This is a genomic window from Burkholderia sp. WTPI3, assembly GCF_021483755.1.
GTDB lineage: Bacteria > Pseudomonadota > Gammaproteobacteria > Burkholderiales > Burkholderiaceae > Burkholderia.
Map to the genome: position 1 here is coordinate 193,433 of NZ_JAGIXF010000001.1, position 25,205 is coordinate 218,637.

Below are 25,205 nucleotides of genomic sequence, written 5' to 3' on the forward strand. Positions count from 1 at the left end.
CGTCAAGCGCCGTGACGAAAGCCTGTCGCCGACAGGCCGAGAGGGCACGGCGCTTTTTCAATTCATGCGCCGCATCGCGGCGCATTCCGCGTAAATGGATCTAACGATGCAATCCGAAGCTCAATCCCCACGCAGCAGTCAGATTTGTTCAACCGAGCCGGTGTTCGGCGGGCATCAGCCGCGTCGCGTGTCGCATGCGGTGGATGTTCGTTGGGGCGGGCAGCTCGTGACGATCGGCGGCGATGCGCCGGTGCGCGTGCAGTCGATGACGAACACCGACACGGCCGATGCGATCGGCACGGCGATCCAGATCAAGGATCTCGCGAACGCAGGCTCCGAACTGGTGCGTATCACCGTCAACACGCCCGAGGCTGCGGCCGCCGTGCCGGCGATCCGTGAGCAGCTCGACCGGATGGGCGTGACCGTCCCGCTCGTCGGCGATTTCCACTACAACGGCCACCTGCTGCTGCGCGACTATCCGGGCTGCGCGGAGTCGCTGTCGAAGTACCGGATCAACCCGGGTAACGTCGGCCAGGGCGCGAAGCGCGACACGCAGTTCGCGCAGATGATCGAGGCGGCGGCCAAGTATGACAAGCCGGTGCGGATCGGCGTGAACTGGGGCAGTCTCGACCAGGATCTGCTCGCGCGCATGATGGACGAGAACGGCGCGCGTTCGCAGCCGTGGGATGCGCAGAGCGTGATGTACGAGGCGCTGATCCAGTCGGCGATCGGCTCGGCCGAGCGCGCGGTCGAACTCGGCCTCGGCCGTGATCGTATCGTGTTGTCGTGCAAGGTCAGCGGCGTGCAGGATCTGATCGCCGTGTACCGCGAACTCGGCCGTCGCTGCGGCTTCGCGCTGCACCTCGGCCTGACCGAAGCCGGCATGGGCTCGAAGGGCATCGTCGCCTCGACGGCTGCACTGGGCGTGCTGTTGCAGGAAGGGATCGGCGACACGATCCGCATCTCGCTGACGCCGGAACCGGGTGCGCCGCGCACCGGCGAGGTGATCGTCGGCCAGGAAATCCTGCAGACGATGGGCCTGCGCTCGTTCGCGCCGATGGTGATCGCATGCCCGGGCTGCGGCCGCACGACGAGCACGCTGTTCCAGGAGCTCGCGATGCAGATCCAGACCTACCTGCGCGAGCAGATGCCGGCCTGGCGCAAGGAATATCCGGGCGTCGAGAAGATGAACGTCGCGGTGATGGGCTGTATCGTCAACGGCCCGGGCGAGTCGAAGCACGCGAACATCGGCATCAGCCTGCCGGGTTCGGGCGAGAATCCGGCCGCACCCGTCTTCATCGACGGCGAGAAGGTCAAGACGCTGCGCGGCGAGCGGATCGCCGAGGAATTCCAGCAGATCGTCAGCGACTACGTCGCACGCAATTACGGCCGCGCTGCGGCCCTGAACTAATTCGTCCACACACACGATGACTGAACAGAAACGCAAGATCGAGAAGCTCACCGGCGTCAAGGGCATGAACGACATCCTCCCGCAGGATGCAGGCCTGTGGGAGTTCTTCGAAGCTACGGTGAAATCGCTGCTGCGCGCATACGGGTACCAGAACATCCGCACGCCGATCGTCGAGCATACGCAGCTCTTCACGCGCGGCATCGGCGAAGTCACGGACATCGTCGAGAAGGAGATGTACAGCTTCACCGACGCGCTGAACGGCGAAAACCTGACGATGCGTCCGGAGAACACCGCGGCGGTCGTGCGAGCATCGATCGAGCACAACATGCTGTACGACGGCCCGAAGCGCCTGTGGTACATCGGCCCGATGTTCCGACACGAGCGTCCGCAACGCGGCCGCTATCGCCAGTTCCACCAGGTCGGCGTCGAGGCGCTCGGTTTCGCGGGCCCGGATGCGGATGCAGAAATCATCATGATGTGTCAGCGCCTGTGGGACGACCTCGGGCTGACCGGCATCAAGCTCGAGATCAACTCGCTCGGCCTCGCCGAAGAGCGCGCCGCGCACCGCGTCGAACTGATCAAGTACCTCGAGCAGTTCGCGGACGTGCTCGACGAGGACGCGAAGCGCCGTCTGTATACGAACCCGCTGCGCGTGCTCGACACGAAGAACCCCGCGCTGCAGGAGATCGCGCAGAACGCGCCGAAGCTGATCGACTTCCTCGGCGACGAGTCGCGCGCGCACTTCGAAGGTCTGCAGCGCCTGCTGCTCGCGAACAACATCCCGTTCAAGATCAACCCGCGTCTCGTGCGCGGTCTCGATTACTACAATCTGACCGTGTTCGAGTGGGTGACCGACAAGCTTGGCGCGCAGGGCACGGTCGCGGCCGGCGGCCGCTACGATCCGCTGATCGAGCAACTCGGCGGCAAGCCGACGGCCGCATGCGGCTGGGCGATGGGCATTGAGCGCATTCTCGAGCTGCTGAAGGAAGAGGATCTCGCCCCCGAGCAGGAAGGCGTCGACGTATACGTCGTGCACCAGGGCGAAACCGCGCGCGAACAGGCGTTCATCGCGGCCGAGCGTCTGCGCGACACGGGCCTCGACGTGATTTTCCACTGCAGCGCCGACGGCGCGCCGGCAAGCTTCAAGTCGCAGATGAAGCGGGCCGATGCGAGCGGCGCCGCGTTCGCGGTGATCTTCGGCGAAGAAGAGGTGGCGAATGGCACGGTGGGCGTGAAAGCGCTGCGCGGTGCGGGCCTGGAAGGGGAAAAGAACGTTCAGCAGACCGTGCCGGTCGAAAGCTTGACCGAATTCCTAATCAATGCGATGGTTGCATCCGCCGAAGACGGCGACGACTGATCGCGCTGGCATTCGCTGACAAGAACAGCCTGAACAGGAAGGAATCGCTCGCCGATGAGTTATCACGACGAACAAGAATCGATTGAAAGTCTGAAAGCGTGGTGGGCCCGCTGGGGCAACCTCACCACGTGGATCGTGCTCGCTGCGCTGGTCGTCGCGGCCGGTTTCAACGGCTGGAACTACTGGCAGCGCCGTCAGGCCGCCGAGGCTTCCGGGTTGTACGAGCAGGTCCAGAAGGCCGCGGCCGCGAACGACAAGGCGACGATGGCCCGTGCGGCTGCCGACATGGAAGACAAGTACGGCAGCACGCCGTATGCGCAGATGACGGCGCTCGCTGCCGCGAAGACGCTGTATGCCGCCGGCGACGCCGCAGGCGCGAAGGCGCAGCTGCAATGGGCCGCCGACCACGCCAAGGACGATGAGTACAAGCAGATCGCGAAGCTGCGTCTTGCGTCGCTGCTGCTTGACGAGAAGGCGTACGACGCAGGCCTCGCGCTGCTGTCCGGTACGCCGCTCGATGCATTCAAGGGCCTCGTGGCGGATCGCCGCGGTGACCTGCTTGCCGCGCAAGGCAAGACCGACGATGCGCGTGCTGCTTACAAGCTCGCGCTCGACGGCCTGTCGAAGGACGACCAGTCCGCGCGCCAGCTCGTGCAGTTCAAGCTCGACGCGCTCGGCGGCTGATCACGGCCCCCTCAACCTCTTAACTCTGCTTCGCTAACCGATGAATTTGCTGAAACGTTACGCTGTGCCCGTAGCCTGCGCGGCGGCTGTCCTGGCATTGGCGGCCTGCTCGTCGTCGAAGGACGCGCGCCGCGTGCCGACGCCGCTCACCGAGTTCAAGCCTGTCATGGACGTGCAACAGGTCTGGAAGGCGAGCGTCGGCAAGGGCGGCCGCTACCTGTTCTCGCCGGTGGCCGTCGGCGACGCCGTCTACGCGGCGGGCGAAAACGGTTCGGTCGAGAAGATCGACGCGAAGACTGGCCAGACGCTGTGGCGCACGAAGGTCGGTTCCGACCTGTCGGCCGGTGTCGGCAGCGACGGCAACCTGACCGCGGTCGGCGCGCTGAAGGGCGGCGTGTTCGTGCTCGGCCCCGACGGCAAGCAGCTGTGGAAGACCTCCGTGCAGGGCGAGATCTTCTCGCCGCCGCTCGTGGGCAACGGCCTCGTGATCGTTCGCACGATCGACGGCCAGGTGATCGCGTTCGACGCGCAGACGGGCGAGCAGAAGTGGAACTACCGCAACCGGGCAGTACCGCTGAACCTGCGCGTGTCGGCCGGCATGACGTTCGCGGGCGATGCGGCCGTGCTGGCGGGTTTCCCCGGCGGCGGTCTCGTTGCGATCAACCTGCAGACGGGCGAGCCGTTCTGGCAGACGCCGGTATCGTTTCCGAAAGGCGTGACCGAAGTCGAGCGCATCAACGACGTCAGCGGTCCACCGACGCTCGTGGGCGCGGAAACGTGCGCAGTCACGTTCCAGGGCCAGCTCGGCTGCTTCGATGCGAACTCGGGCCGGCCGTTGTGGGAAAAGCCGTTCTCGAGCCGCAGCGGCCTGGCGCAGGACGACTCGGTGGTCGCCGGCGGCGACGACTGGTCGGTCGTGACCGCGTACGACGCCACCACCGGGAACCAGCTCTGGCGCAACGACAAACTGAAGAGCCGCGACGTCGGCGTGCCGTATCTGCTCGGTCATGCGCTCGTGATGGGCGACTACAAGGGCTTCGTGCACTTCCTGTCGCGCGAGGACGGCAGTTTCATCGCGCGGATGAAGACTGACGGCAGCGCGATTACGGCGGCGCCGGTTCTTGCGGGCAATACGCTGGTCGTGCAGACGAAGGACGGCGGCCTGTACGGGTTCCGTCCGCGCTGACATGCGCGAAACATGCGCGGCTGCGGCGCGGCGGGCTTGTCCCGCGCACCGCGGGTCGCGCGACATGAGGGCGGCCGGTGTTCCCGGCCGCTCGGTATTTGAAAGGCAGTTCGAAACGAAAGACGACGGCGTGCAACGCGCGCCCGGCGCGCGCATCCGGCGCGGCGCGAATTCGTGATATTTTCATTCAGCGCAGCCGCCCGCAGCAGCGGGCCTCCCGCTGCTGCGCATCACCGTAGAAAACACAGATGAAACCGGTCATTGCCCTCGTTGGGCGCCCCAATGTGGGGAAATCCACGCTGTTCAACCGGCTCACGCGCTCGCGCGATGCGCTGGTCGCCGACTTGCCGGGCCTGACGCGCGATCGCCATTACGGCGAAGGGCGGGTCGGCGCACGGCCGTACCTGGTCGTCGACACCGGCGGCTTCGAGCCGGTCGCGAAGGACGGCATCCTGCACGAGATGGCGCGCCAGACGCGCCAGGCCGTCGAGGAAGCCGACGTCGTCGTGTTCATCGTCGACGGCCGCAACGGCCTCGCGCCGCAGGACAAGTCGATTGCCGATTACCTGCGCAAGACCGGCCGGCCGATCTTCCTCGTCGTCAACAAGGCCGAGGGGATGAAGTACACGGCGGTCGCGACGGACTTCTACGAGCTCGGGCTCGGCGATCCGCGCGCGATCTCGGCCGCGCACGGCGACGGCGTGACCGACATGATCAACGAGGCGCTGGAAGTCGCGTACGCGGGCCAGCCGGAGGAGGCGGACGAAGACGATCCGTCGCGCGGTATCAAGATCGCGATCGTCGGCCGCCCGAACGTCGGCAAGTCGACGCTCGTGAACGCCCTGATCGGCGAGGACCGCGTGATCGCGTTCGACATGCCGGGCACGACGCGTGATTCGATCTACGTCGACTTCGAACGTAACGGCAAGAAATACACGCTGATCGACACCGCGGGCCTGCGGCGTCGCGGCAAGGTGTTCGAGGCGATCGAGAAGTTCTCGGTCGTGAAGACGCTGCAGTCGATATCCGACGCGAACGTCGTCATTCTTCTGCTGGATGCGCAGCAGGACATTTCCGACCAGGACGCGCACATCGCCGGCTTCGTCGTCGAGCAGGGGCGTGCGCTCGTGATCGGCGTCAACAAGTGGGACGGTCTCGACGATCACGCACGCGATCGCGCGAAAGCGGATTTGACTCGCAAGCTGAAATTCCTCGACTTCGCGAAGTCGCACTACATTTCGGCCGCGAAGAAGACGGGGATCGGCGCGCTGATGCGCTCGGTCGACGACGCATACGCGGCGGCCATGGCGAAGCTGCCGACGCCGAAGCTCACGCGCGCGCTGATCGAGGCCGTCGAATTCCAGCAGCCGCGCCGCCGCGGCCCGGTGCGTCCGAAGCTGCGCTACGCGCACCAGGGCGGTCAGAATCCGCCGCTGATCGTAATCCACGGTAACGCACTCGATGCCGTGACGGAAACGTACAAGCGTTACCTGGAAAACCGATTCCGCGAAACTTTCTCACTGACTGGGACTCCATTGCGCATAGAGTTCCGTTCGTCGAACAACCCGTACGCGGACAAGGGCTGAAGCACGCCCCGCAAGGCCTGGGCCACATGGCCTGGCTCCGGGCGGGGCAGGCAAAATCGGCTATAGTGTAGCGATTGGCGCCGGATCTCTTTTTCTTCGTCGCCAATCCAGATCAACCTGCAAAAAAAGATGGAGTACGCCATGAGCAACAAAGGGCAATTGTTACAAGACCCGTTTTTGAACGCACTGCGCAAGGAGCACGTTCCCGTTTCGATCTATCTCGTCAACGGCATCAAGCTCCAAGGGAACATCGAATCGTTCGACCAGTACGTCGTGTTGCTCCGTAATACGGTGACCCAGATGGTCTACAAGCACGCCATCTCGACGGTCGTGCCGGCGCGCCCGGTGAATTTCCACCCGGACGCGGAAGCCTCGTCCTAACCTATCGCAGCGGCCGGCACCCGGTCGCCGCGAGCGACCGATGCCAGCCGCCTTATCTTGACACCCGATAATTTGATCAACGCAGCGCTCGTCGGCATCGATTTCGGCAAGACCGATTTCGAAGCCAGTCTCGAAGAACTCAGTCTTCTCGCCTCCAGTGCGGGGGCCCGTCCCGCCGTCACCCTCACGGGTCGTCGCTCCAGTCCCGATGCCAAGATGTTCATCGGCAGCGGCAAAGCCGAAGAATTGCGGCTTGCCTGCGACGCGCACAACGTCGAAATCGTCATCTTCAATCACGCCCTTGCACCGGCCCAGCAACGCAATCTGGAGCAGGCGCTTAACAGGCGTGTGGTCGATCGCACGAGTCTCATCCTCGATATCTTTGCCCAGCGCGCCCGCAGCCACGAAGGCAAACTGCAGGTCGAACTCGCGCAGCTGCAATACCTGTCGACCCGGCTGATTCGCGCGTGGACCCACCTGGAACGGCAAAAGGGCGGTATCGGCTTGCGCGGCCCGGGTGAAACGCAGCTCGAAACCGACCGCCGGCTGATCGGCGAGCGTATCAAGATGCTGAAGTCACGACTCGACCGGCTGCGCCGGCAGCACAGCACGCAGCGTCGCCAGCGCGCACGCAGCGGCACGATGTCGGTGTCGCTCGTCGGCTATACCAACGCGGGCAAGTCGACGCTGTTCAATACGCTGACGAAAGCGCAGGCCTATGCGGCCGACCAGTTGTTCGCGACGCTCGATACGACGTCGCGGCGCGTGTACTTGGGCGACGAAGTCGGCCAGATCGTCGTTTCCGATACGGTCGGGTTCATCCGTGAGTTGCCTCACCAGCTGGTAGCCGCGTTTCGCGCGACCCTCGAAGAAACGATCCATGCGGATCTGTTGCTGCATGTGGTCGATGCATCGAGCGCGGTGCGGCTCGAGCAGGTCGAGCAGGTCAACGGCGTGCTGCACGAGATCGGCGCGGACACGATCCGGCAGGTGCTGGTGTTCAACAAGATCGACGCCGTGCCCGAGCTGGCGGCCCGCGGCGACGCGGTCGAGCGGGACGAATATGGTAATATTTCGCGCGTCTTTTTGAGCGCGCGCACCGGTCAGGGTCTTGACGCGTTGCGTGCCGCCATCGCCGAGATCGCCTCCGCGGAACACCTTTCCGGCGCGACGTTGTCCGACGGCGCGCTCGACGGCGTACCCGCTGAACCACACGAAGACCGCACGATTTCCGAACACGGGCGCTAACCGGTCCCGGCCGGTTCGCCGGCGTCCAATCTGGTGAACAAACTCTGGTGAACGAATACAACGAGCGGAGTACCTTGCGGCGGATGCGCGCCTTGCTGTCGATCAACGATCCCCGCTGGGGACGTGGCGAAGGCAAGGGCAACGACGGATCCCGTCCGCGTACGAACGAATCGAAGCGTCCGCCTGGCGGCGACGGTGACGGTCCCCCCGATCTCGACGAGATGTGGCGCAACTTCAACCGGCGTCTGAGCGGCCTGTTAGGCGGCAAGGGCGGCAACGGCTTGCGGCCGGACAACGGCCGGGCCGCGCGAGTCGGCGTCGGCATCGTGATCGGCGTGCTGGTCGCGGTCTATGCGGGCAGCGGGCTGTTCGTCGTGCAGGACGGCCAGACGGGTGTCGTGCTGCAACTCGGCAAGCTGTCGGGCACGGTCGGCCAGGGTGTGCACTGGCGCGCGCCGTATCCGTTCGCATCGCACGAGATCGTCGATACGTCGCAGGTACGTTCGATCGAGATCGGCCGCAACAACGTCGTGCGTCTCGCGAACGTGAAGGAAGCTGCAATGCTCACGCGCGATGCCGATATCGTCGACGTGCGTTTCGTCGTCCAGTACCGGATTCGCTCCGCAACCGATTACCTGTTCCGCAGCGTCGATCCCGAGCGCAGCGTGTCGCAGGCCGCGCAGGCTGCGGTGCGCGCGATCGTTGGCACGCGTAGTGCAGCCGACATGCTGAACCAGGACCGCGACGCGCTGCGCGAGCAGCTTTCGACCGCGATCCAGCGCGATCTCGACCGCTACCAGACCGGGCTCGAAGTCACGGCTGTCACCATGCAAAGCGTCGCGGCGCCCGAGCAGACGCAGGCCGCGTATGCGGAAGTCGCAAAGGCGCGCGACGAGCGCGAAGCCGCGAAGCGTGCCGCACAGGCTTACGCGAGCGATCTGCTGCCGAAGGCGCAGGGCGATGCCGCGAAACTCGTCGACGAAGCGAAGACATATGCCGATCGCGTGGTGACGGAGGCCGAAGGCGACGCCGACCGGTTCAAGCAGGTCTATGCACAGTATTCGAAGGCGCCCGCGGTGATTCGCGAGCGGATGTACCTCGAGACGATGCAGGAAATCTATTCGAACACAACGAAGGTGTTCGTCGGCAACAAGGGCGGCAACAGCGTCGTGTATCTGCCGCTCGACAAGATCGTCGAGCAGGGGCGACAAAACGCCGCGGTGTCCGCCGGCCCATCCGCGCCCGACGCGGCGTCGGCACCGGCCGACGGCACGGCGAGTGCGCCGGCCAGCGCGGCTTCGGCCGCCGCCGCGCCGGCACCGGGCAGCGACGCGCTGCGGTCGCGTGAAGCGTTCCGCAGCCGCTCGCGCGAAGACGATCTGAAGTAACGGAGAGCGCAGAACATGAACCGAATCATTGCGCTCGTCGTTGCGATCGTGATCGTTGCCTTCGCGGCGTCGTCGACGGTCCTGACCGTCGACCCGCGCCACGCGGCGGTGCTGTCGGGCCGTGACGGCACGCAGCCCGAACTCGCGGGCCCCGGCATCCACTTCAAGCTGCCGCCGCCGCTGCAGACGGCGACGCTGATCGATACGCGCCTGCAGTCGCTCGAATCGTCGGACCCGCTGCAACTCGCGACGCAGGACAAGCACGACCTGCTCGTCGCGTACGCGGTCAAGTATCGGATCAGCGATCCGATGAAGTATTTCACGGCTACGAGCGGCGATCCGGCAGCCGCGAACGAACGCCTGGCCGGTGCGTTGAAGAGCGCGCTGGGCGACGCGTTCGGCAAGCGCACGCTCGATGATGCGCTCGGCGGCCAGCGCGAGATCGCCGATGCGGCACGCGATGCGGTGCGGGAGCCGGCGTCCGGTTTCGGCATCGACGTGGTCGACGTCCAGCTTACGCGAGTCGACTTGCCGGCCGCGCAAACGGACGCGGTCTATCAGCGGATGATTGCCGCGTTGCGCGACCAGGCTGCCCAGGTGCGTGCCGAGGGCGCTGCCGACGTCGAACAGATCAAGGCCGATGCGGAACGCGAACAGCAGGCCGTGCTCGCGAATGCGTACAAGTCCGCGCAGACGATCAAGGGCGAGGGCGACGCGAAGGCCGCGACGATTGCCGCCGATGCGTTCGGCCGCGACCCGCAGTTCTACCAGTTCTACGCGAGCCTGCAGGCTTACCGGAATACCTTCAAGCGCAACGACATCATCGTCGTCGATCCCGACAGCGAGTTCTTCCGTTTCATGCGCAGCCCGACGGGCGGTGCCGCACCGGCGGCACCCGCTCCCCGCAAACACTGACTTGGGGCGCCGCGACGAGCGGCGCCGTCGCTCGCATGGATCTGGCTGGCTCGTTGTTGCTCGCGGTAGCACTGATGCTGATCATCGAGGGGGCGTTCCCCTTCGTGTTTCCCGTCGCCTGGCGCGACACGTTTCGTAGAATAGCGGAGCGGCCGCCGCATCATATCCGGATCGGCGGGCTCATCGTGATGGCGCTCGGGCTCGTCCTGCTGCTGCTCGCCACCTGACCTGGACGGCGCATCCGCCGTTCGTTCCGCCCGATTCCGATTTCCGATTCATTTCGCGGCGCGCGTGTCGCGCCCTGTTTTCCGTCGTAGGACCGTACCGATGTCGACCTGGTTACTTCCCGAGAATATCGCCGACGTACTGCCGTCGGAAGCGCGCAAGATCGAGGAGCTGCGTCGCAGGCTGCTCGACCGCTTCCGTTCGTACGGCTACGAAATGGTGATGCCGCCGCTGCTCGAATATCTCGAGTCGCTGCTGACGAGCGGCGGCGCCGACCTGCGCCTGCGCACCTTCAAGCTGGTCGACCAGCTGTCGGGTCGCACGCTCGGCCTGCGCGCGGACATCACGCCGCAGGTCGCGCGCATCGACGCGCACTTGCTGAATCGTCAGGGCGTGACGCGCCTCTGCTATGCGGGGCACGTGATGCACACGCGCCCGCGCGGCCTGCATGCGACGCGCGAACAGATCCAGATCGGCGCCGAAATCTACGGGCATGCCGGGCTGGAAGCCGACCTCGAAATCCAGCAACTGATGCTCGACGCGCTGCATCTCGCGGGCCTGTCGCGGATCCGTCTGGATCTGTGCCACGCCGGCGTGCTCGCGGCGCTGCTCGCGCGCGACGCGCAGGCCGCCGAACGTGGCGAGGCGCTGTACGACGCGCTGTCGGGCAAGGACGTGCCGCTGCTGAACGAACTCACCGACGATCTGGGCGCCGACACGCGCGCGGCGCTGCGTGCGCTGCCGCACCTGTACGGCGACGCGAGCGTGCTCGACGAGGCGCGCGCGCGGCTGCCGGTGCTGCCCGAGATCACGCGCGCGCTCGACGATCTCGCCCAGCTCGCGGCGCAGGCGAAGGGTGTCGAAGTGGCGATCGATCTGGCCGACCTGCGCGGCTATGCGTACCACAGCGGTGCGATGTTTACGGCGTACATCGACGGCGTGCCGAACGCGATCGCGCGCGGCGGTCGTTACGACCACGTGGGCCAGGCGTACGGCCGGGCTCGCCCGGCGACGGGCTTCTCGCTCGATCTGCGCGAACTCGCGCGCATTTCGCCGATCGAGGCGCGCGGCACCGCGATTCTCGCGCCGTGGGCGCAGGACGACGCGCTGCGCGCGGCCGTCGTGGCGCTGCGCGATGCGGGCGAGGTCGTGATCCAGGCATTGCCGGGGCACGATCACGTGCTTGACGAATTTGCCTGCGACCGTTCGCTCGTCGAGCGCAACGGCGCGTGGGTGGTCGAGCCCCGTTAAACAGGCGTTCGCGGGCCGTCGTCCGGCGTGCATATCGTTGAAGCGAAACGGAAAAATTCGGAATCGCCCGCGAACATAGGTAGAATACGTTTTTAACCAGCTAACGAATCAACATGTCTGCCAGCGCAGTGAACGTGACTCCCGGGCGCAATGTCGTCGTCGTGGGAACGCAATGGGGTGATGAAGGCAAGGGCAAGATCGTCGACTGGCTGACGGACCACGCTCAGGGCGTCGTGCGTTTCCAGGGTGGTCACAACGCCGGCCACACCCTCATCATCGGCGGCAAGAAAACCATCTTGCGCCTCATTCCGTCGGGCATCATGCGTGAAGGCGTCGCCTGCTACATCGGCAACGGCGTCGTCCTGTCCCCCGAGGCACTGTTCAAGGAAATCGGCGAGCTGGAAGAGGCTGGCGTGAACGTGCGCGACCGCCTGTTCATTTCCGAAGCAACGACGCTGATCCTGCCGTACCACATCGCGATCGACCAGGCGCGCGAAGCGCGCAAGGGCGCGGGCAAGATCGGTACGACCGGCCGTGGCATCGGCCCCGCGTACGAAGACAAGGTCGGCCGCCGCGCGCTGCGCGTGCAGGACCTGTTCGACGCGAAGACCTTCGCCGATCGCCTGCGTGAAAACCTCGATTTCCACAACTTCGTGCTGACCCAGTACCTGGGCGCCGCAGCCGTCGATTTCCAGGCCACGCTCGACACGATGCTCGGCTATGCCGATCGCCTGAAGCCGATGGTGGCCGACGTGTCGCGCCGCCTGTACGACGCGAACAACGCCGGTCAGAACCTGCTGTTCGAAGGCGCGCAAGGCACGCTGCTCGACATCGACCACGGCACCTATCCGTTCGTCACGTCGAGCAACTGCGTCGCGGGTGCGGCGTCGGCCGGCGCCGGCGTCGGTCCGCAAAAGCTGAACTACATCCTCGGCATCACGAAGGCGTACTGCACGCGTGTCGGTTCGGGTCCGTTCCCGAGCGAACTGTACGATGCGGACAATCCGCAGCGTCAGGACCAGGTCGGCGTCACGCTGGCGAACGTCGGCAAGGAATTCGGCTCGGTTACCGGCCGTCCGCGCCGCACTGGCTGGCTCGACGCAGCCGCGCTGCGCCGCTCGATCCAGATCAACGGCGTGTCGGGCCTGTGCATGACTAAGCTCGACGTGCTCGACGGCCTCGATGAAGTGAAGCTGTGCGTCGGCTACAAGATCGACGGCAAGGACGCCGACATCCTGCCGCGCGGCGCAGCCGACGTGGCGCGCTGCGAGCCGGTGTACGAAACGTTCGCCGGCTGGAAGGAAAGCACCGTCGGCATCAAGACGTGGGACGCACTGCCGGCGAATGCGCAGGCATACCTGACCCGTGTCCAGGAAGTGGCTGGCGTGCCGGTGGACATGGTGTCGACCGGCCCGGACCGAGACGAAACGATCCTGCTCCGCCATCCGTTCAAGGTTTAATTTTCAGAATGACGCAGCAAATCACGATGTCGGCGGCAGACTTGATGACTGATCCGCGCAACGACGACAAGAACCTCTGGGTGGGCTGGGACGAATACCATCGTCTCATCGAACTGCTCGCGCTCCAGGTGCATGCTTCGGGCTGGAAGTTCGACCAGATCCTGTGCCTCGCGCGCGGCGGTCTGCGCGTGGGCGACCAGTTGTCGCGGATCTATGACGTGCCGCTGGCGATCCTCGCAACGAGTTCGTACCGCGAAGCGGCCGGCACCGAGCAGGGCGATCTGGACATCGCGCAGTACATCACGATGACGCGCGGCAACCTCGCGGGCAACGTGCTGCTGGTCGACGATCTGGTCGATTCGGGCGTCACGCTCGCGCGGGTGCAGGAGCACCTGAAGGAACGTTATCCGTCCGTCACGGCCGTGCGTTCGGCTGTGCTCTGGTACAAGGGGTGCTCGAAGGTCAAGCCCGACTATCACACGCAGTATCTGCCGACGAATCCGTGGATTCATCAGCCGTTCGAGGAGTGGGACACGGTTCGTCCGCACAACCTCGAGGCGTGGATCAAGCGCGGTCGCGCGCAGCGCGACGGTTCGGGCGCGTAAGCGGTCGGCCGATCGAAGGAACGCCTTGTACGGCGCCGCTTGCGGCGCCGTTTTTCATTGGCGGACCGGATGGCCGGCACGGCGATCGACATGTGCGGTAGGCAGACGACGCGGCCCCGGCTATGATGGCAACCCTGCCACAGCTCGCGCCCGATTGCATGCGCAGCGTAAGCTCACGTGGTTTCAGGGCAACAGCGCAGGGCAGCGTTTCACGGGGGCGCGAGTAGAATAGCGCTCGTTTTGTCCGAATCGGACCCGATTATTACGCTTCATATGAACGACACGATCCAGGCGACCGACGCGGCCCACGCGAATTCGACACACCAACATTCGATGCGGGCGCTTGCGATAGCAGCCATCGGCGTCGTGTTCGGCGATATCGGCACGAGTCCGCTGTATTCGCTGAAGGAGGCGTTCAGCCCCGCACACGGCATCCCGCTCACCGAAAGCTCGATCCTCGGCGTGATCTCGCTGCTGTTCTGGGCGATCATCCTCGTGGTCGGCATCAAGTACCTGCTGTTCGTGATGCGGGCCGACAACAACGGCGAGGGCGGTGTACTCGCGCTGATGGCGCTGTCGCTGCGGCCGCTCGATTCGAAAACCCGCGTCGCGGGCGCGCTGATGGCGCTTGGGATATTCGGCGCGTGCATGTTCTACGGCGACGCGGTAATCACACCGGCGATCTCCGTGATGTCGGCGGTCGAAGGTCTCGAGATCGCGACACCGCACCTGTCCCATCTCGTGCTGCCGATCACGATCGTGATCCTGATCGCGCTGTTCTGGATCCAGCGTCACGGTACCGCGATGGTCGGCAAGCTGTTCGGCCCGATCATGGTGTTGTGGTTCATCGCGATCGCGGCACTCGGCGTGTATCACATCCTGCGCGTGCCCGGCATCATCGCGGCAATCAACCCGTATTACGCTGCGTCGTTCATGTCGGAGCACCTGCTGCAGGCCTACGTCGTGCTGGGCTCCGTGGTGCTGGTGCTGACCGGTGCGGAAGCACTCTACGCGGACATGGGCCACTTCGGTGCGAAGCCGATCCGTCTGGCCGCGTACGGACTCGTGATGCCGTCGCTCGTGCTGAACTACTTCGGCCAGGGCGCGCTGCTGATCCAGAATCCGAAGGCGATCGAAAACCCGTTCTTCCTGCTTGCGCCTGACTGGGCGCTGTTGCCGCTCGTCGTGCTGTCGACGGTGGCGACCGTGATCGCGTCGCAGGCGGTGATCTCGGGCGCGTATTCGCTGACTTCGCAGGCGATCCAGCTTGGCTACGTGCCGCGCATGAAGGTGCTGCACACGTCCGAACTGGCGATCGGCCAGATCTACGTGCCGGTCGTGAACTGGCTGCTGCTGTTCGTGATCCTCTGCATCGTGGTCGGCTTCAAGAGCTCCGACAACCTCGCGGCCGCGTACGGTATTGCGGTGACCGCAACGATGGTGATCACGACCGTGCTGGCGTGCGTCGTGATGGTGAAGGTGTGGAACTGGAACCGGCTGCTGGTCGGCGCGATCATCGCGGTGTTTCTCGCGATCGACCTCGGCTTCTTCGGCGCGAACCTGCTGAAGGTTGCGCAGGGCGGCTGGCTGCCGCTCGGCATCGGCGCGCTGCTGTTCTTCCTGCTGATGACCTGGTACAAGGGGCGGCACATCGTCAAGGAACGCACGGCGGCCGACGGTATTCCGCTCGAGCCGTTCCTGCAGGGGCTGCTCGCGCATCCGCCGCACCGCGTGTCGGGCACCGCGATCTACCTGACCGGCAACGACAAGCTCGTGCCCGTAAGCCTGCTGCACAACCTGAAGCACAACAAGGTGCTGCACGAGCGGACCATCTTCCTGACGTTCGTCACGCGCGACATCCCTTACGTGCGCGACGACAAGCGCCTGAGTTCGCGCGATGCGAGCGGCGGCCTCTACATCGTCAAGGCCCAGTACGGCTTCAACGAGACGCCGGACGTGAAGGCGGTGCTCGAGGAGTTCGGCCGTACGCACGACATGACGTTCGAGTTGATGGACACGTCGTTCTTCCTCGCGCGCGAGACGGTCGTGCCGACGCATCTGCCGGGCATGTCGATCTGGCGCGAGCGCGTGTTCGCGTGGATGCATCAGAACGCGGCGAAGCCGACCGACTTCTTCTCGATTCCGGCGAACCGCGTCGTCGAACTCGGCACCAAGATCGAGATCTGAGTGCCGCGCGCGGGCCGTTCATGCGGCCCAAGCCGATCCGGCCGCGCGCTCACCGTTCGAGCCATAAAAAAGCCCGCCATCCGGCGGGCTTTTTGTCGTCGGTCGACTACGTTCGTTTGCTCAACGCTTGAGCTTCGCAAATGCCGCGGCCATTGCGCCGGCCGGTTCCGGCTCGCGCGAGCGCTGCGGGCGCGCGCCGCTGCGGCCGGCGTTGCCGCGATCCTGGCCGCCGCGCGGTGCCATGCCGGGTGCGGCCGCTTCGTCGTCGAGGCGCATCGTCAGCGCAATGCGCTGGCGCTTGACGTCGACGTCGATCACCTTGACCTTGACGACCTGACCCGCCTTCACGACTTCGTGCGGATCCTTGATGAACTTCGTCGACATCGCGGACACGTGGACGAGGCCGTCCTGATGCACGCCGATGTCCACGAACGCGCCGAATGCGGCGACGTTCGTCACGACCCCTTCGAGCAGCATGCCGGGCATCAGGTCGGAGACCTTCTCGACCCCGTCGCGGAACGTCGCGGTCTTGAATTCCGGACGCGGGTCGCGACCCGGTTTCTCCAGTTCGGACAGAATGTCGCGCACGGTCGGCAGGCCGAAACGTTCGTCAACGAATTCTGCCGGCGACAGGCCCGCCAACGAGTCGCGGCTGCCGAGCACGTCGTCGATCCGCTTGCTGATCTTCGCGAGGATCCGCTGGACGACCGGATAGGCTTCCGGGTGCACCGACGAGCGATCGAGCGGGTTCTCGCCGCCGTTGATGCGAAGGAAGCCGGCCGCCTGTTCGAAGGTCTTGTCGCCGAGGCGCGGCACCTTGCGCAGATGTTCGCGTGACGGGAACGGGCCGTTCGCGTCGCGGTAGTCGACAATGTTGCGCGCAAGCGTCGCATTCAGGCCCGACACGCGCGCGAGCAGCGCGACCGATGCGGTGTTCGCATCGACGCCAACCGCGTTCACGCAATCCTCGACCACTGCATCGAGCGAACGGGCGAGTTCGCGCTGGTTCACGTCGTGCTGGTACTGGCCGACGCCGATCGCCTTCGGCTCGATCTTCACAAGCTCGGCGAGCGGGTCCTGCAGGCGGCGGGCGATCGACACGGCACCGCGCAGCGACACGTCGAGCTCCGGGAATTCCTTCGCGGCCAGCTCGGACGCCGAATAGACCGACGCGCCGGCTTCCGACACGACGATCTTCTGCAGTCGCAGTTCGGGGTGCTTCGCGATCAGTTCGCTCGCGAGCTTGTCGGTCTCGCGCGACGCGGTGCCGTTGCCGATGCTGATCAGCTCGGCCTGTGTCTGCGCGGCGATGCGTGCGAGCTTCGCGAGCGAGCCGTCCCAGTCGCGGCGTGGCTCGTGCGGGTAGATCGTGTCGGTGGCGAGCAGCTTGCCGGTGCGGTCGACGACAGCGACCTTCACGCCGGTGCGCAGGCCGGGGTCGAGACCGATCACGGCCTTCGGCCCGGCCGGCGCGGCCAGCAGCAGATCCTTCAGGTTGCGTGCGAACACGCGGATCGCTTCGGCTTCGGCCGTTTCACGCAGTTGCGTGAGCAACTCGTTCTCGATGTGCGGCTGCACCTTCACGCGCCAGCACCAGCGGCACACGTCGGACAGCCACTTGTCGGCCGGGCGGCTCTGGTTCGCGATCCCGAAATGGCGCGCGATCATCGCTTCGCCGGGGTGTGGCACTTGCGCATCCAGCTCTTCGCCGAGGCCGAGCTTGACGGTCAGCACGCCGGCGTTGCGGCCGCGGAACAGCGCGAGCGCGCGGTGCGACGGCACGGTCCGGATCGTTTCCGCGTAATCGTAGTAGTCGCGGAACTTCTCGCCTTCCTCGTTTTCCTTGCCTTCGACGACCGCCGACGACACGACGCCCTGGCCATGCAGGTAGTCGCGCAACTTGCCGAGCAGCTCGGCCGTTTCACCGAATTGCTCGGACAGGATGTCGCGCGCGCCGTCGAGCGCGGCCTTCACGTCGGCGACGCCCTTGTCGGCGTCGACGTATGCGGCGGCCTCAGTCTGCGGGTCGAGCAGCGGGTTCGCGAGCAGCGCCTGCGCGAGCGGCTCGAGGCCGGCTTCGCGGGCGATCTGCGCGCGCGTGCGGCGCTTCGGCTTGTACGGCAGATAAAGGTCTTCGAGCACCTGCTTGCTGTCGGCCGCGTCGATCGCGGCGCGCAACTCGTCGGTCAGCTTGCCTTGCTCGTCGATACTCGACAGGATCGACGCGCGGCGATCCTCGAGCTCGCGCAGATACAGGAGGCGTTCCTCGAGCTGGCGCAGCTGCGTGTCGTCCAGGTTGCCGGTCACTTCCTTGCGGTACCGGGCAATGAACGGAACGGTCGAGCCTTCGTCGAGGAGTTGCACGGCCGCCGCGACCTGGCGCGGCTGGACGGACAGTTCGGTGGCGATGCGCTGTACGATCTTGAGTGCTACGGTTTCCGTCATGTCGTGGATGATCTGCCTGCTGAAATCGCGGCGCGGGCCGGCAGACCGCGCGCGGCGGGCTGCGTGACGGGCCCGCCGGACCAGATGCCGCGGGTGAGTGAAGCGGGGCATTTTGCCATAAATGGCGGAGCGTCCAGCCGGGGGTGATAGAATTTGACACATGTCCCGCAGCTTTCCTACGACGTTGCCAACTTCCCGCATTTCTCTCGTCGCGCTCGGCGCAGCGCTTGCCGCGGCTTTGTCCGCGGGGCCTTGCGCCGCGTACGCGCAGGCATCGGGCGCAGTCGCGCCGGACGCCGTTGCAGCCGCGCCCGTTGCGGCTTCCGCCACCCAGGATTTTGACGCCCGTCAAAAAGTGCTCAATCAACGTTCCGCGGAAAACGATTATCGTTATGCGGTGGCGGAGCACGATTGCTACAGCAAGTTCTTCGTCAATCACTGTCTCGGCAATGCGCGCGACCAGATGCGCGAGGAGCGGGCGAGCATTCGCCAGGAGCAACTCGCGCTCGACGACGAGCAGCGCGCGGTCCGTGCGCAGCAGCGTGACCAGCAACAGGCGCTGAAGCAGGCGCAGAATGCGGCGGAAGCGCCGCAGCGGGCGGCGACCGACGCGGCGAACGCGGCTGCGTTCCGCGACAAGCAGGAGCAGAATGCACTGAAGCAGGCGCAGCGCGGCGCGGAAGGGCCGCAGCATGCCGCGAACAAGCAGGCATACGACCAGAAGCAGGCGGACTTCCAGCGCAAGCTCGACCAGGCGCACCAGCAGGCGGCGCAGAAGGCGCAGGAGCGGGCAGACAACGCAGCGCGCTATCAGCAGAAGCAGCAGGAAGCCGCACAGCACAAGGCCGATGTCGAACGGCGTCAGCAGGAAGCGGCCGAGAAGGCCAAGCAGCAGCAACAGCAGGGGCAGTAACGTGTTGGGTTGACCCGGAATCAGTCTCGAGCGTGTCGGCACGCCAGTCGGCGCGCTGCTTCGATGAGGAGGCAAGTATGCAAAACCGTCACACGGAACAGCAGCAGGAATTGCACAACCGTTTGGCTGCATTGCAGGAGCAGCACCAGCAGCTCGCTCGGGAGATCGAGCTGAAAGAAGGGCACTCCGACATCGACGACATCACGCTGCACCGGCTGAAGAAGGAAAAGCTGGCTGCCAAGGACAAAATCATTTTGCTGCAATCGCAGCTGGAACCGGATAAGCGCGCCTGAGCGCGGCCTGGCGAGCGCCGGCGCCGCCCGGGCGCTGGACACAGGAACGCTTGCCTTGAATTCACCGCTTGAAGCCACCCCCGATGCCCGGCGTGACGCGTCGTCCGCCGGGCGCGTTCGTGCGCCCGAAGGCACCTTTGAGCTGAGCCGCAAGCGTGTCGACGAGCTCGACACGATCTTCGGCGAAGGCGGGTTGCTCGCGCGCGCGCTCGACGGATATCACCCGCGCCTGTCGCAGATCGAAATGGCGCGCGCCGTCGCGTCGGCGATGGAGGCGTCCGCGCGCCGGATGCCCGAGCCCGAGATCTTCGAGACCCGCAAGCGGCCGGCACGACGGCTCGGGGACGGCGACAAGGCGGCCGAAGCGGCTGCGCAAGGCGTGGTTGCGGCCGAGTCCGACAGCGACAGCGGCGACAATACGCTGATCGTCGAGGCCGGCACCGGTACGGGCAAGACCTACGCGTATCTGGTGCCCGCGATGCTGTGGGGCGGCAAGGTGATTGTGTCGACCGGCACGAAGCACCTGCAGGACCAGCTCTTTCAGCGCGACATCCCGACGGTGCGCAACGCGCTCGCGGTGCCGGTGACGGTCGCGATGCTCAAGGGTCGCTCGAACTACCTGTGCCATTACTACCTGCAGCGCACGGCCGACAACGGTCGCCTGCCGTCGCGGCAGGACACCGCGTATCTGCAGGAAATCGTCCGTTTCGCGAAAGTCACCAAGAGCGGCGACAAGGCCGAACTCGCGAGCGTGCCGGAGACGGCGCCCGTGTGGTCGATGGTCACGTCGACGCGCGACAATTGCCTCGGCCAGGAGTGCCCGCACTACAAGGAGTGCTTCGTGATGCAGGCACGGCGCGAGGCGCAGCAGGCCGACATCGTCGTCGTCAACCATCACCTGTTCTTCGCGGACATCATGCTGCGCGACACGGGGATGGCCGAACTGCTGCCGAACGCGAACACGGTGATCTTCGACGAAGCACACCAGTTGCCGGAGACCGCGACCCTGTTCTTCGGCGAAACGCTGTCGACCACGCAGATCCTCGAACTCGCGCGCGACACGGTGGCCGAAGGCCTGAGCCATGCGCGCGATGCGGTCGAGTGGGTGAAGCTCGGCGGCGATCTCGAGCGCGCGGCGCGCGACCTGCGCCTCGCGTTTGCGAACGACCAGATCGTGCGCATGTCGCTCGCGCAGCTCGGCGACGATCACCCGATGTTCGGCGCGCTGGACGCGCTCGAGACGGCGCTCGATGCGCTTGCATCGGCGCTGGCGAGCCAGGCGGAGCGGGCGGAATCGCTCGGTGCGTGCCTGCGGCGCGCCCGCGAGCTGCAGGACCTGCTGGCCGGCTGGGTGACACCCTGCGCGGCGGAAGCAGCGGCGAAAGCCGACGCGGCAGCCGGCGACAAGGCCGCCGCTGACGGCGACCTGAACGAGAAGGTGCGTTGGGTCGAAGTGTTCGCGCATACCGTGCAGTTGCACGAAACGCCGCTGTCGGTCGCGCCGATTTTCGCGAAGCAGCGCGCTGGCGTGCCGCGCGCATGGGTTTTTACGTCGGCGACGCTGTCGGTGCGCGGCGACTTCACGCACTACGCGGCGCAGATGGGCCTCAGTTCGCGGCGCTCGATGACGCTCGCGAGCCCGTTCGACTATCAGACGCAGGGCCTGCTGTACGTGCCGCGCAACCTGCCGCAGCCGTCGTCGCCGGCGTTTACCGATGCCGTGTTCGATGCCGCGCTGCCGGCGATCGAGGCGTCGGGCGGCGGCGTGTTCATGCTGTGCACGACGCTGCGTGCGGTCGACCGGATCGCGTCGAAGCTGCGCGACGTGATCGAATCGCGCGGCTGGAATACGCCGCTTCTCGTGCAGGGCGATGCGAGCCGTACCGAGCTGCTCGATCGCTTCCGTTCGTACGGCAATGCGATCCTCGTCGGCAGCCAGAGTTTCTGGGAAGGTGTCGACGTGCGCGGCGACGCGCTGTCGCTCGTCGTGATCGACAAGCTGCCGTTCGCGCCGCCCGACGATCCGGTGCTGGCCGCGCGGCTCGATGCGCTCACCAGGAAGGGCCTGAGCCCGTTCGCGGTTCACCAGTTGCCGCAGGCCGTGATCACGCTGAAGCAGGGCGCGGGGCGCCTGATTCGTGCGGAGACGGATCGCGGCGTGCTGATGATCTGCGATACGCGGCTCGTCGACAAGCCGTACGGCAGGCGGATCTGGCAGAGTCTGCCGCCGTTCAAGCGCACTCGCGAGATCGCGGTCGTGCAGGACTTCTTCGACGAGCATCGCGCGCAAAAGCGCGCATGAGTGCATGCCGCGTGTGCTTGTCCTGCACGCGGTGTCAATAAAAAACCCGGCTTGATGCCGGGTTTTTTATCTGCCGCGGATGTGGCTCAGAACTGCCACCACGACTTCTTCGCGCCGGGGCGCGAATGGCCGGTGATGTACGGGCTGTCCGGGAACGTACCCGCGAGCACGCGCTTCGTGTCATCGGCGAGTTGCGGCTGGTTCAGCTTGCCGTACGACAGGATCATGATGTGCAGCGCGTCCTCGATGGCCGGCGCGCCCTTGTAGTCCTTGATCGCGAGCTGCGCGCGGTTGATCGCCGCCACATAGGCGCCGCGCCGATAGTAGTAGTCGGCCGCGTGTACTTCGTGCGACGCGAGTGCGTTGACGATGTAGCGCATCCGGGCCGCGGCATCGGGTGCGTACTTGCTCTTCGGGTAGCGGTCGACGACGACCTTGAACGCATCGTACGATTCGCGCAGTGCCTGCGGATCGCGCTCGCTCATGTCCTGGCCGGAGAAGCGGCCGAACAGGCCGAGATCGTCGTTGAAGTGGATCATCCCCTTCAGGTAGTACGCATACGGGATGTCCGGATGATCCGGGTGGAGCTGGATGAAGCGGTCGACGGCCTGATCGGCGGCTGCCGCTTCGTTGTCCTTCCAGTTGCAGTACGCGACGTTGATCTGCGCCTGTTGCGCGAAATGGCCGAACGGATCGCGACCTTGCAGCGATTCGAAGTATTTCGCACACTTGCCCCAGTCGCCGCCAGACAGTGCGTCCTGGGCCTCTGAGTATAATTTGTTGTTCGACCAGGTAGCCGTCTCGTCCTGCTTCTGCGGCAAGCCGTGGCAGCCGGCGATGAGGGCCGCGGCCGCTACCGCCGCGGCCCGGGCGGCGACGGTCTTGGCCGTACGTTTGGTCGAATTCATCATGCTCGCATGTCCTAGCTTCAAGTCTCGGTGACCCAGTCTAAATGACCCGTTCAAGTTCGCAGAATGCCCCGCGGGGCAAGCCAAATCGCGAAGATTATAGCCCAAGCGATCGGCCCGCCGACGCTACGTCGGGGGATTCCCCCGATGACGATCTGGCTGCAGGCGCGATGCAGCCGCCTGTCGTGCCTTCCGCGGCGGCCGATGAGGCGCCGCGCATCGTCGAAGTGCCGCTGTCGCTCGCGGGCGAACGACTCGACAAGGCGCTCGCCCAGCTGTTCCCCGAATTTTCCCGCAGCCGCCTGCAGAGCTGGATCGAGGCGCAGCGCGTGCTGGTCGACGGCGCGCCGGCGAAGATCCGCCAGCCGGTGCCGCTCGGCGCGAAGATCGAGCTCGTGCCCGACCTGCTGCCGGAGCAACTGGCGTTTACGCCGGAGCCCGTGCCGCTCGACGTGATCTACGAGGACGATGCGCTCGTCGTCATCAACAAGCCGGCCGGGCTCGTCGTCCATCCGGCCGCCGGCAACTGGAGCGGCACGATCCTCAACGGCCTGCTGCACCGCTACGGCGACGCCGCGGCCGGCCTGCCGCGCGCCGGGATCGTCCACCGGCTCGACAAGGAGACATCGGGCCTGATGGTGGTCGCACGCACGCTCGCCGCGCAGACCGACCTCGTGCGCCAGCTGCAGGCGCGCACGGTGAAGCGCCGTTATTTCGCGCTCGTCTGGGGCCTGATGCCCGAAGACGGCACGATCGACGCGCCGATCGGCCGCGATCCGCGCGAGCGCACGCGGATGGCCGTCGTCACGGGCGCGTCGGGCAAGCCGGCGCGCACGCATTTCCGCACGGTTGACACATGCATGTGGCAACGTCAGCCGGTGTCCGCGATTCAGTGCGATCTCGAAACCGGCCGCACGCATCAGATCCGCGTGCACTGCTCGTACGTCGGGCATCCGCTGCTCGGCGATCCGGTGTACGGACGCGCACGCGGCAAGCGCTCGGTCGCGCCGCTGCCGGACGGATTCGCGCGGCAGGCGCTGCATGCATGGCGGCTCGGCCTCGTGCATCCGGTCACGGGCAGGACGATGCAGTGGCGCTGCCCGTTGCCGGACGACATGAACGCGCTCGTCGCGGCGCTCGGTTTCGGGCAGGGCGATGAGGATTTCGACGATGAAGGCGCCTACGACGATGGCGATTTCGGCGGCGACTACGAGGATCACGACGACGAGTCGTATCCGGATGACGATGACGAGGAATGAGTGCCGATGACGAACCTTGCGCCGTTGACATGGCAGGACTGCGTACGGCCCGACTGGCAGGTGTCGCCGCGCGTGCGCGCGCTGATCACGACGCGCGACGGCGGCGTCAGCGAAGGCCCGTACGGCCGCTGGCAGGATGGTGCCGAACTGCCGGGAGGCATGAATCTCGGCCTGCATACCGGTGACGATCCGGCGCATGTCGCCGCAAACCGCGCGCGCCTGCTGGCGCTGGCGGGGCAGTCGAGCGCGGCATGGCTCGAGCAGGTTCATGGCGCGCAGATCGTGCACGCGGACGAGGTGATCGATGCCGCGCCCGGTGCTGCCGCGCCCGTGCAGGCCGACGCGAGCGTCACGGCTCGCGTGAATGCCGTGTGCGTCGTGATGGTCGCGGATTGCCTGCCGGTGCTGCTGTGCGATGCGCAGGGGCGGGCGGTCGGCGCCGCCCATGCGGGCTGGCGCGGGCTCGCAGCCGGTATCGTCGAGCAGACCGCGGCGCGTGTCGCGGCGCTCGCCGGCGGCGCGACGAATGAACTCCATGCGTACCTCGGGCCGGCGATCGGCCCGCAGGCGTTCGAAGTCGGCTCGGATGTACGCGATGCGTTTCTCGACACGGCTCCGCTGTCGGAGCATGATGACACCCGGCAAGCGTTCGCCGCGATCGACGGCGCACCCGGCAAGTTTCTCGCCGATCTCTACGCGCTTGCGCGCCTGCGCCTCGTTCGCGCGGGCGTCGCGCACATGAGTGGCGGGACCGCCTGCACGGTCGCCGAACACGCTCGTTTCTATTCGTACCGGCGCGACCGTGTGACCGGCCGCATGGCCGCGGCGATCTGGCTGGCCGACTGATCGACTGATTGCGCGCGCTTAATTGCGTCGCGCAATCGCTTTATCTCGATATTGGCGCGGTAATGCGGCGTGGCATGGGCAATCGAATGAATAATCGCGAAGTCAAGTCGGTCAATATGTTTTATGTTTTGCCGGAAGCCTTGTCCTGCTTGTTTCGCGCCGATTATCTCCGTGCAGAAATGTTCAGTGGTTTGACGCCGTGCTTCACATGGGGAAAACGATAATGATAAAAATACCGCACTGCGGCAGAATCTGGAGACGCCTCTCCAGAGCATGACGGCCCGGCTCGCAGCCGGCACGCCGCGCGCGAGCAGGATTTCACGATTGACGCTCACGAATCACCGGTAAGGCAGGT

The 25,205-nt window shown here is 65.8% G+C and carries 22 protein-coding genes; 19 read left to right on the plus strand and 3 right to left on the minus strand.

From position 1 onward, the window contains the following. The first annotated feature begins 106 nt into the window (after nucleotides 1-106). From ispG to J7024_RS00980, 14 genes are all read left to right on the plus strand, one after another. The gene (ispG, locus tag J7024_RS00915) at nucleotides 107-1,411 is read left to right on the plus strand and encodes a flavodoxin-dependent (E)-4-hydroxy-3-methylbut-2-enyl-diphosphate synthase (RefSeq protein WP_124828560.1); all 1,305 of its coding nucleotides are present in this window, start codon (nucleotides 107-109) and stop codon (nucleotides 1,409-1,411) included. A gap of 16 nt (nucleotides 1,412-1,427) precedes the next feature. Continuing rightward, nucleotides 1,428-2,768, plus strand: coding sequence for a histidine--tRNA ligase (hisS, locus tag J7024_RS00920; RefSeq protein ID WP_124828561.1), 1,341 nt, complete (start codon nucleotides 1,428-1,430; stop codon nucleotides 2,766-2,768). Nucleotides 2,769-2,822: 54 nt separating this feature from the next. Further along, the gene (locus J7024_RS00925; RefSeq protein WP_124828562.1) at nucleotides 2,823-3,452 is read left to right on the plus strand and encodes a tetratricopeptide repeat protein; all 630 of its coding nucleotides are present in this window, start codon (nucleotides 2,823-2,825) and stop codon (nucleotides 3,450-3,452) included. Nucleotides 3,453-3,492: 40 nt separating this feature from the next. Beyond that, nucleotides 3,493-4,638 carry an outer membrane protein assembly factor BamB gene (bamB, locus tag J7024_RS00930; protein ID WP_124828563.1) on the plus strand — a complete coding sequence of 382 codons (1,146 nt, stop codon included), beginning with the start codon at nucleotides 3,493-3,495 and terminating at the stop codon, nucleotides 4,636-4,638. Nucleotides 4,639-4,886: 248 nt separating this feature from the next. Beyond that, the gene (der, locus tag J7024_RS00935) at nucleotides 4,887-6,224 is read left to right on the plus strand and encodes a ribosome biogenesis GTPase Der (RefSeq protein WP_044848985.1); all 1,338 of its coding nucleotides are present in this window, start codon (nucleotides 4,887-4,889) and stop codon (nucleotides 6,222-6,224) included. A gap of 141 nt (nucleotides 6,225-6,365) precedes the next feature. Further along, nucleotides 6,366-6,605 (plus strand): RNA chaperone Hfq, encoded by a 240-nt coding sequence (gene hfq / locus J7024_RS00940; RefSeq protein ID WP_006399927.1) that lies wholly within the window; start codon nucleotides 6,366-6,368, stop codon nucleotides 6,603-6,605. Nucleotides 6,606-6,677: 72 nt separating this feature from the next. Beyond that, complete coding sequence (gene hflX, locus J7024_RS00945) at nucleotides 6,678-7,853, plus strand: GTPase HflX (RefSeq protein ID WP_175751243.1); 1,176 nt, start codon at nucleotides 6,678-6,680, stop codon at nucleotides 7,851-7,853. A 47-nt stretch (nucleotides 7,854-7,900) separates the two neighbouring features. After that, a complete protein-coding gene (gene hflK, locus J7024_RS00950; protein ID WP_124828565.1) occupies nucleotides 7,901-9,241 on the plus strand; it encodes an FtsH protease activity modulator HflK in 1,341 nt (446 codons plus the stop codon). Between the two features lie 15 nt (nucleotides 9,242-9,256). Further along, nucleotides 9,257-10,156 (plus strand): protease modulator HflC, encoded by a 900-nt coding sequence (gene hflC, locus J7024_RS00955; protein WP_124828566.1) that lies wholly within the window; start codon nucleotides 9,257-9,259, stop codon nucleotides 10,154-10,156. A gap of 35 nt (nucleotides 10,157-10,191) precedes the next feature. Continuing rightward, nucleotides 10,192-10,383 (plus strand): DUF2065 domain-containing protein, encoded by a 192-nt coding sequence (locus tag J7024_RS00960; protein WP_009687995.1) that lies wholly within the window; start codon nucleotides 10,192-10,194, stop codon nucleotides 10,381-10,383. 100 nt (nucleotides 10,384-10,483) lie between these two features. After that, nucleotides 10,484-11,632, plus strand: a complete 1,149-nt coding sequence (locus J7024_RS00965; RefSeq protein ID WP_124828567.1) for an ATP phosphoribosyltransferase regulatory subunit — start codon at nucleotides 10,484-10,486, stop codon at nucleotides 11,630-11,632. A gap of 113 nt (nucleotides 11,633-11,745) precedes the next feature. Further along, nucleotides 11,746-13,092: an adenylosuccinate synthase gene (locus tag J7024_RS00970; RefSeq protein WP_124828568.1), complete on the plus strand. Its 1,347-nt coding sequence runs from the start codon at nucleotides 11,746-11,748 to the stop codon at nucleotides 13,090-13,092. An 8-nt stretch (nucleotides 13,093-13,100) separates the two neighbouring features. Next, on the plus strand, nucleotides 13,101-13,697 hold the full coding sequence (locus J7024_RS00975) for a phosphoribosyltransferase (RefSeq protein WP_175751245.1): 597 nt from the start codon (nucleotides 13,101-13,103) through the stop codon (nucleotides 13,695-13,697). A gap of 273 nt (nucleotides 13,698-13,970) precedes the next feature. Continuing rightward, nucleotides 13,971-15,884, plus strand: coding sequence for a potassium transporter Kup (locus tag J7024_RS00980; RefSeq protein ID WP_124828570.1), 1,914 nt, complete (start codon nucleotides 13,971-13,973; stop codon nucleotides 15,882-15,884). A 120-nt stretch (nucleotides 15,885-16,004) separates the two neighbouring features. Here the strand turns inward: J7024_RS00980 and J7024_RS00985 are convergent, their stop codons facing one another. Beyond that, complete coding sequence (locus J7024_RS00985) at nucleotides 16,005-18,329, minus strand: Tex family protein (protein ID WP_124828571.1); 2,325 nt, start codon at nucleotides 18,327-18,329, stop codon at nucleotides 16,005-16,007. 160 nt (nucleotides 18,330-18,489) lie between these two features. Between J7024_RS00985 and J7024_RS00990 the strand changes: the two genes are divergently transcribed. From J7024_RS00990 to J7024_RS01000, 3 genes are all read left to right on the plus strand, one after another. After that, nucleotides 18,490-19,242 carry a hypothetical protein gene (locus tag J7024_RS00990; RefSeq protein WP_124828572.1) on the plus strand — a complete coding sequence of 251 codons (753 nt, stop codon included), beginning with the start codon at nucleotides 18,490-18,492 and terminating at the stop codon, nucleotides 19,240-19,242. Between the two features lie 77 nt (nucleotides 19,243-19,319). Further along, nucleotides 19,320-19,535: a YdcH family protein gene (locus J7024_RS00995; protein ID WP_006478692.1), complete on the plus strand. Its 216-nt coding sequence runs from the start codon at nucleotides 19,320-19,322 to the stop codon at nucleotides 19,533-19,535. A gap of 55 nt (nucleotides 19,536-19,590) precedes the next feature. Beyond that, nucleotides 19,591-21,837 (plus strand): ATP-dependent DNA helicase, encoded by a 2,247-nt coding sequence (locus J7024_RS01000; protein ID WP_175751246.1) that lies wholly within the window; start codon nucleotides 19,591-19,593, stop codon nucleotides 21,835-21,837. A gap of 86 nt (nucleotides 21,838-21,923) precedes the next feature. On the opposite strand, the gene J7024_RS01005 is transcribed toward J7024_RS01000, so the two are convergent. Further along, nucleotides 21,924-22,748, minus strand: coding sequence for an outer membrane protein assembly factor BamD (locus J7024_RS01005; RefSeq protein WP_096508771.1), 825 nt, complete (start codon nucleotides 22,746-22,748; stop codon nucleotides 21,924-21,926). A gap of 41 nt (nucleotides 22,749-22,789) precedes the next feature. On the opposite strand from J7024_RS01005, the gene J7024_RS01010 reads away from it, so the two are divergent. Then, nucleotides 22,790-24,004, plus strand: coding sequence for an RluA family pseudouridine synthase (locus J7024_RS01010; RefSeq protein WP_199568442.1), 1,215 nt, complete (start codon nucleotides 22,790-22,792; stop codon nucleotides 24,002-24,004). A 6-nt stretch (nucleotides 24,005-24,010) separates the two neighbouring features. Continuing rightward, entirely contained in the window at nucleotides 24,011-24,850 is an 840-nt protein-coding gene (gene pgeF, locus J7024_RS01015; RefSeq protein WP_124828575.1) for a peptidoglycan editing factor PgeF, read from the plus strand. Here the strand turns inward: pgeF and J7024_RS01020 are convergent. Continuing rightward, complete coding sequence (locus J7024_RS01020; RefSeq protein WP_124828576.1) at nucleotides 24,787-25,185, minus strand: hypothetical protein; 399 nt, start codon at nucleotides 25,183-25,185, stop codon at nucleotides 24,787-24,789. The genes pgeF and J7024_RS01020 overlap by 64 nt on opposite strands. Nucleotides 25,186-25,205 lie beyond the last annotated feature (20 nt).

Bases quoted from the DNA above. Each gene is read 5' to 3' on its own strand.
- hfq (WP_006399927.1), top strand. From the start codon at position 6,366: ATGAGCAACAAAGGGCAATTGTTACAAGACCCGTTTTTGAACGCACTG.
- J7024_RS00965 (WP_124828567.1), top strand. From the start codon at position 10,484: ATGTCGACCTGGTTACTTCCCGAGAATATCGCCGACGTACTGCCGTCG.
- J7024_RS00980 (WP_124828570.1), top strand. From the start codon at position 13,971: ATGAACGACACGATCCAGGCGACCGACGCGGCCCACGCGAATTCGACA.
- ispG (WP_124828560.1), top strand. From the start codon at position 107: ATGCAATCCGAAGCTCAATCCCCACGCAGCAGTCAGATTTGTTCAACC.
- hisS (WP_124828561.1), top strand. From the start codon at position 1,428: ATGACTGAACAGAAACGCAAGATCGAGAAGCTCACCGGCGTCAAGGGC.
- hflC (WP_124828566.1), top strand. From the start codon at position 9,257: ATGAACCGAATCATTGCGCTCGTCGTTGCGATCGTGATCGTTGCCTTC.
- J7024_RS01005 (WP_096508771.1), bottom strand. From the start codon at position 22,748: ATGATGAATTCGACCAAACGTACGGCCAAGACCGTCGCCGCCCGGGCC.
- J7024_RS00960 (WP_009687995.1), top strand. From the start codon at position 10,192: ATGGATCTGGCTGGCTCGTTGTTGCTCGCGGTAGCACTGATGCTGATC.
- der (WP_044848985.1), top strand. From the start codon at position 4,887: ATGAAACCGGTCATTGCCCTCGTTGGGCGCCCCAATGTGGGGAAATCC.
- J7024_RS00985 (WP_124828571.1), bottom strand. From the start codon at position 18,329: ATGACGGAAACCGTAGCACTCAAGATCGTACAGCGCATCGCCACCGAA.
- J7024_RS01010 (WP_199568442.1), top strand. From the start codon at position 22,790: ATGACCCGTTCAAGTTCGCAGAATGCCCCGCGGGGCAAGCCAAATCGC.
- bamB (WP_124828563.1), top strand. From the start codon at position 3,493: ATGAATTTGCTGAAACGTTACGCTGTGCCCGTAGCCTGCGCGGCGGCT.
- J7024_RS00995 (WP_006478692.1), top strand. From the start codon at position 19,320: ATGCAAAACCGTCACACGGAACAGCAGCAGGAATTGCACAACCGTTTG.
- J7024_RS00925 (WP_124828562.1), top strand. From the start codon at position 2,823: ATGAGTTATCACGACGAACAAGAATCGATTGAAAGTCTGAAAGCGTGG.
- pgeF (WP_124828575.1), top strand. From the start codon at position 24,011: ATGACGAACCTTGCGCCGTTGACATGGCAGGACTGCGTACGGCCCGAC.
- J7024_RS00990 (WP_124828572.1), top strand. From the start codon at position 18,490: ATGTCCCGCAGCTTTCCTACGACGTTGCCAACTTCCCGCATTTCTCTC.
- J7024_RS00970 (WP_124828568.1), top strand. From the start codon at position 11,746: ATGTCTGCCAGCGCAGTGAACGTGACTCCCGGGCGCAATGTCGTCGTC.
- J7024_RS00975 (WP_175751245.1), top strand. From the start codon at position 13,101: ATGACGCAGCAAATCACGATGTCGGCGGCAGACTTGATGACTGATCCG.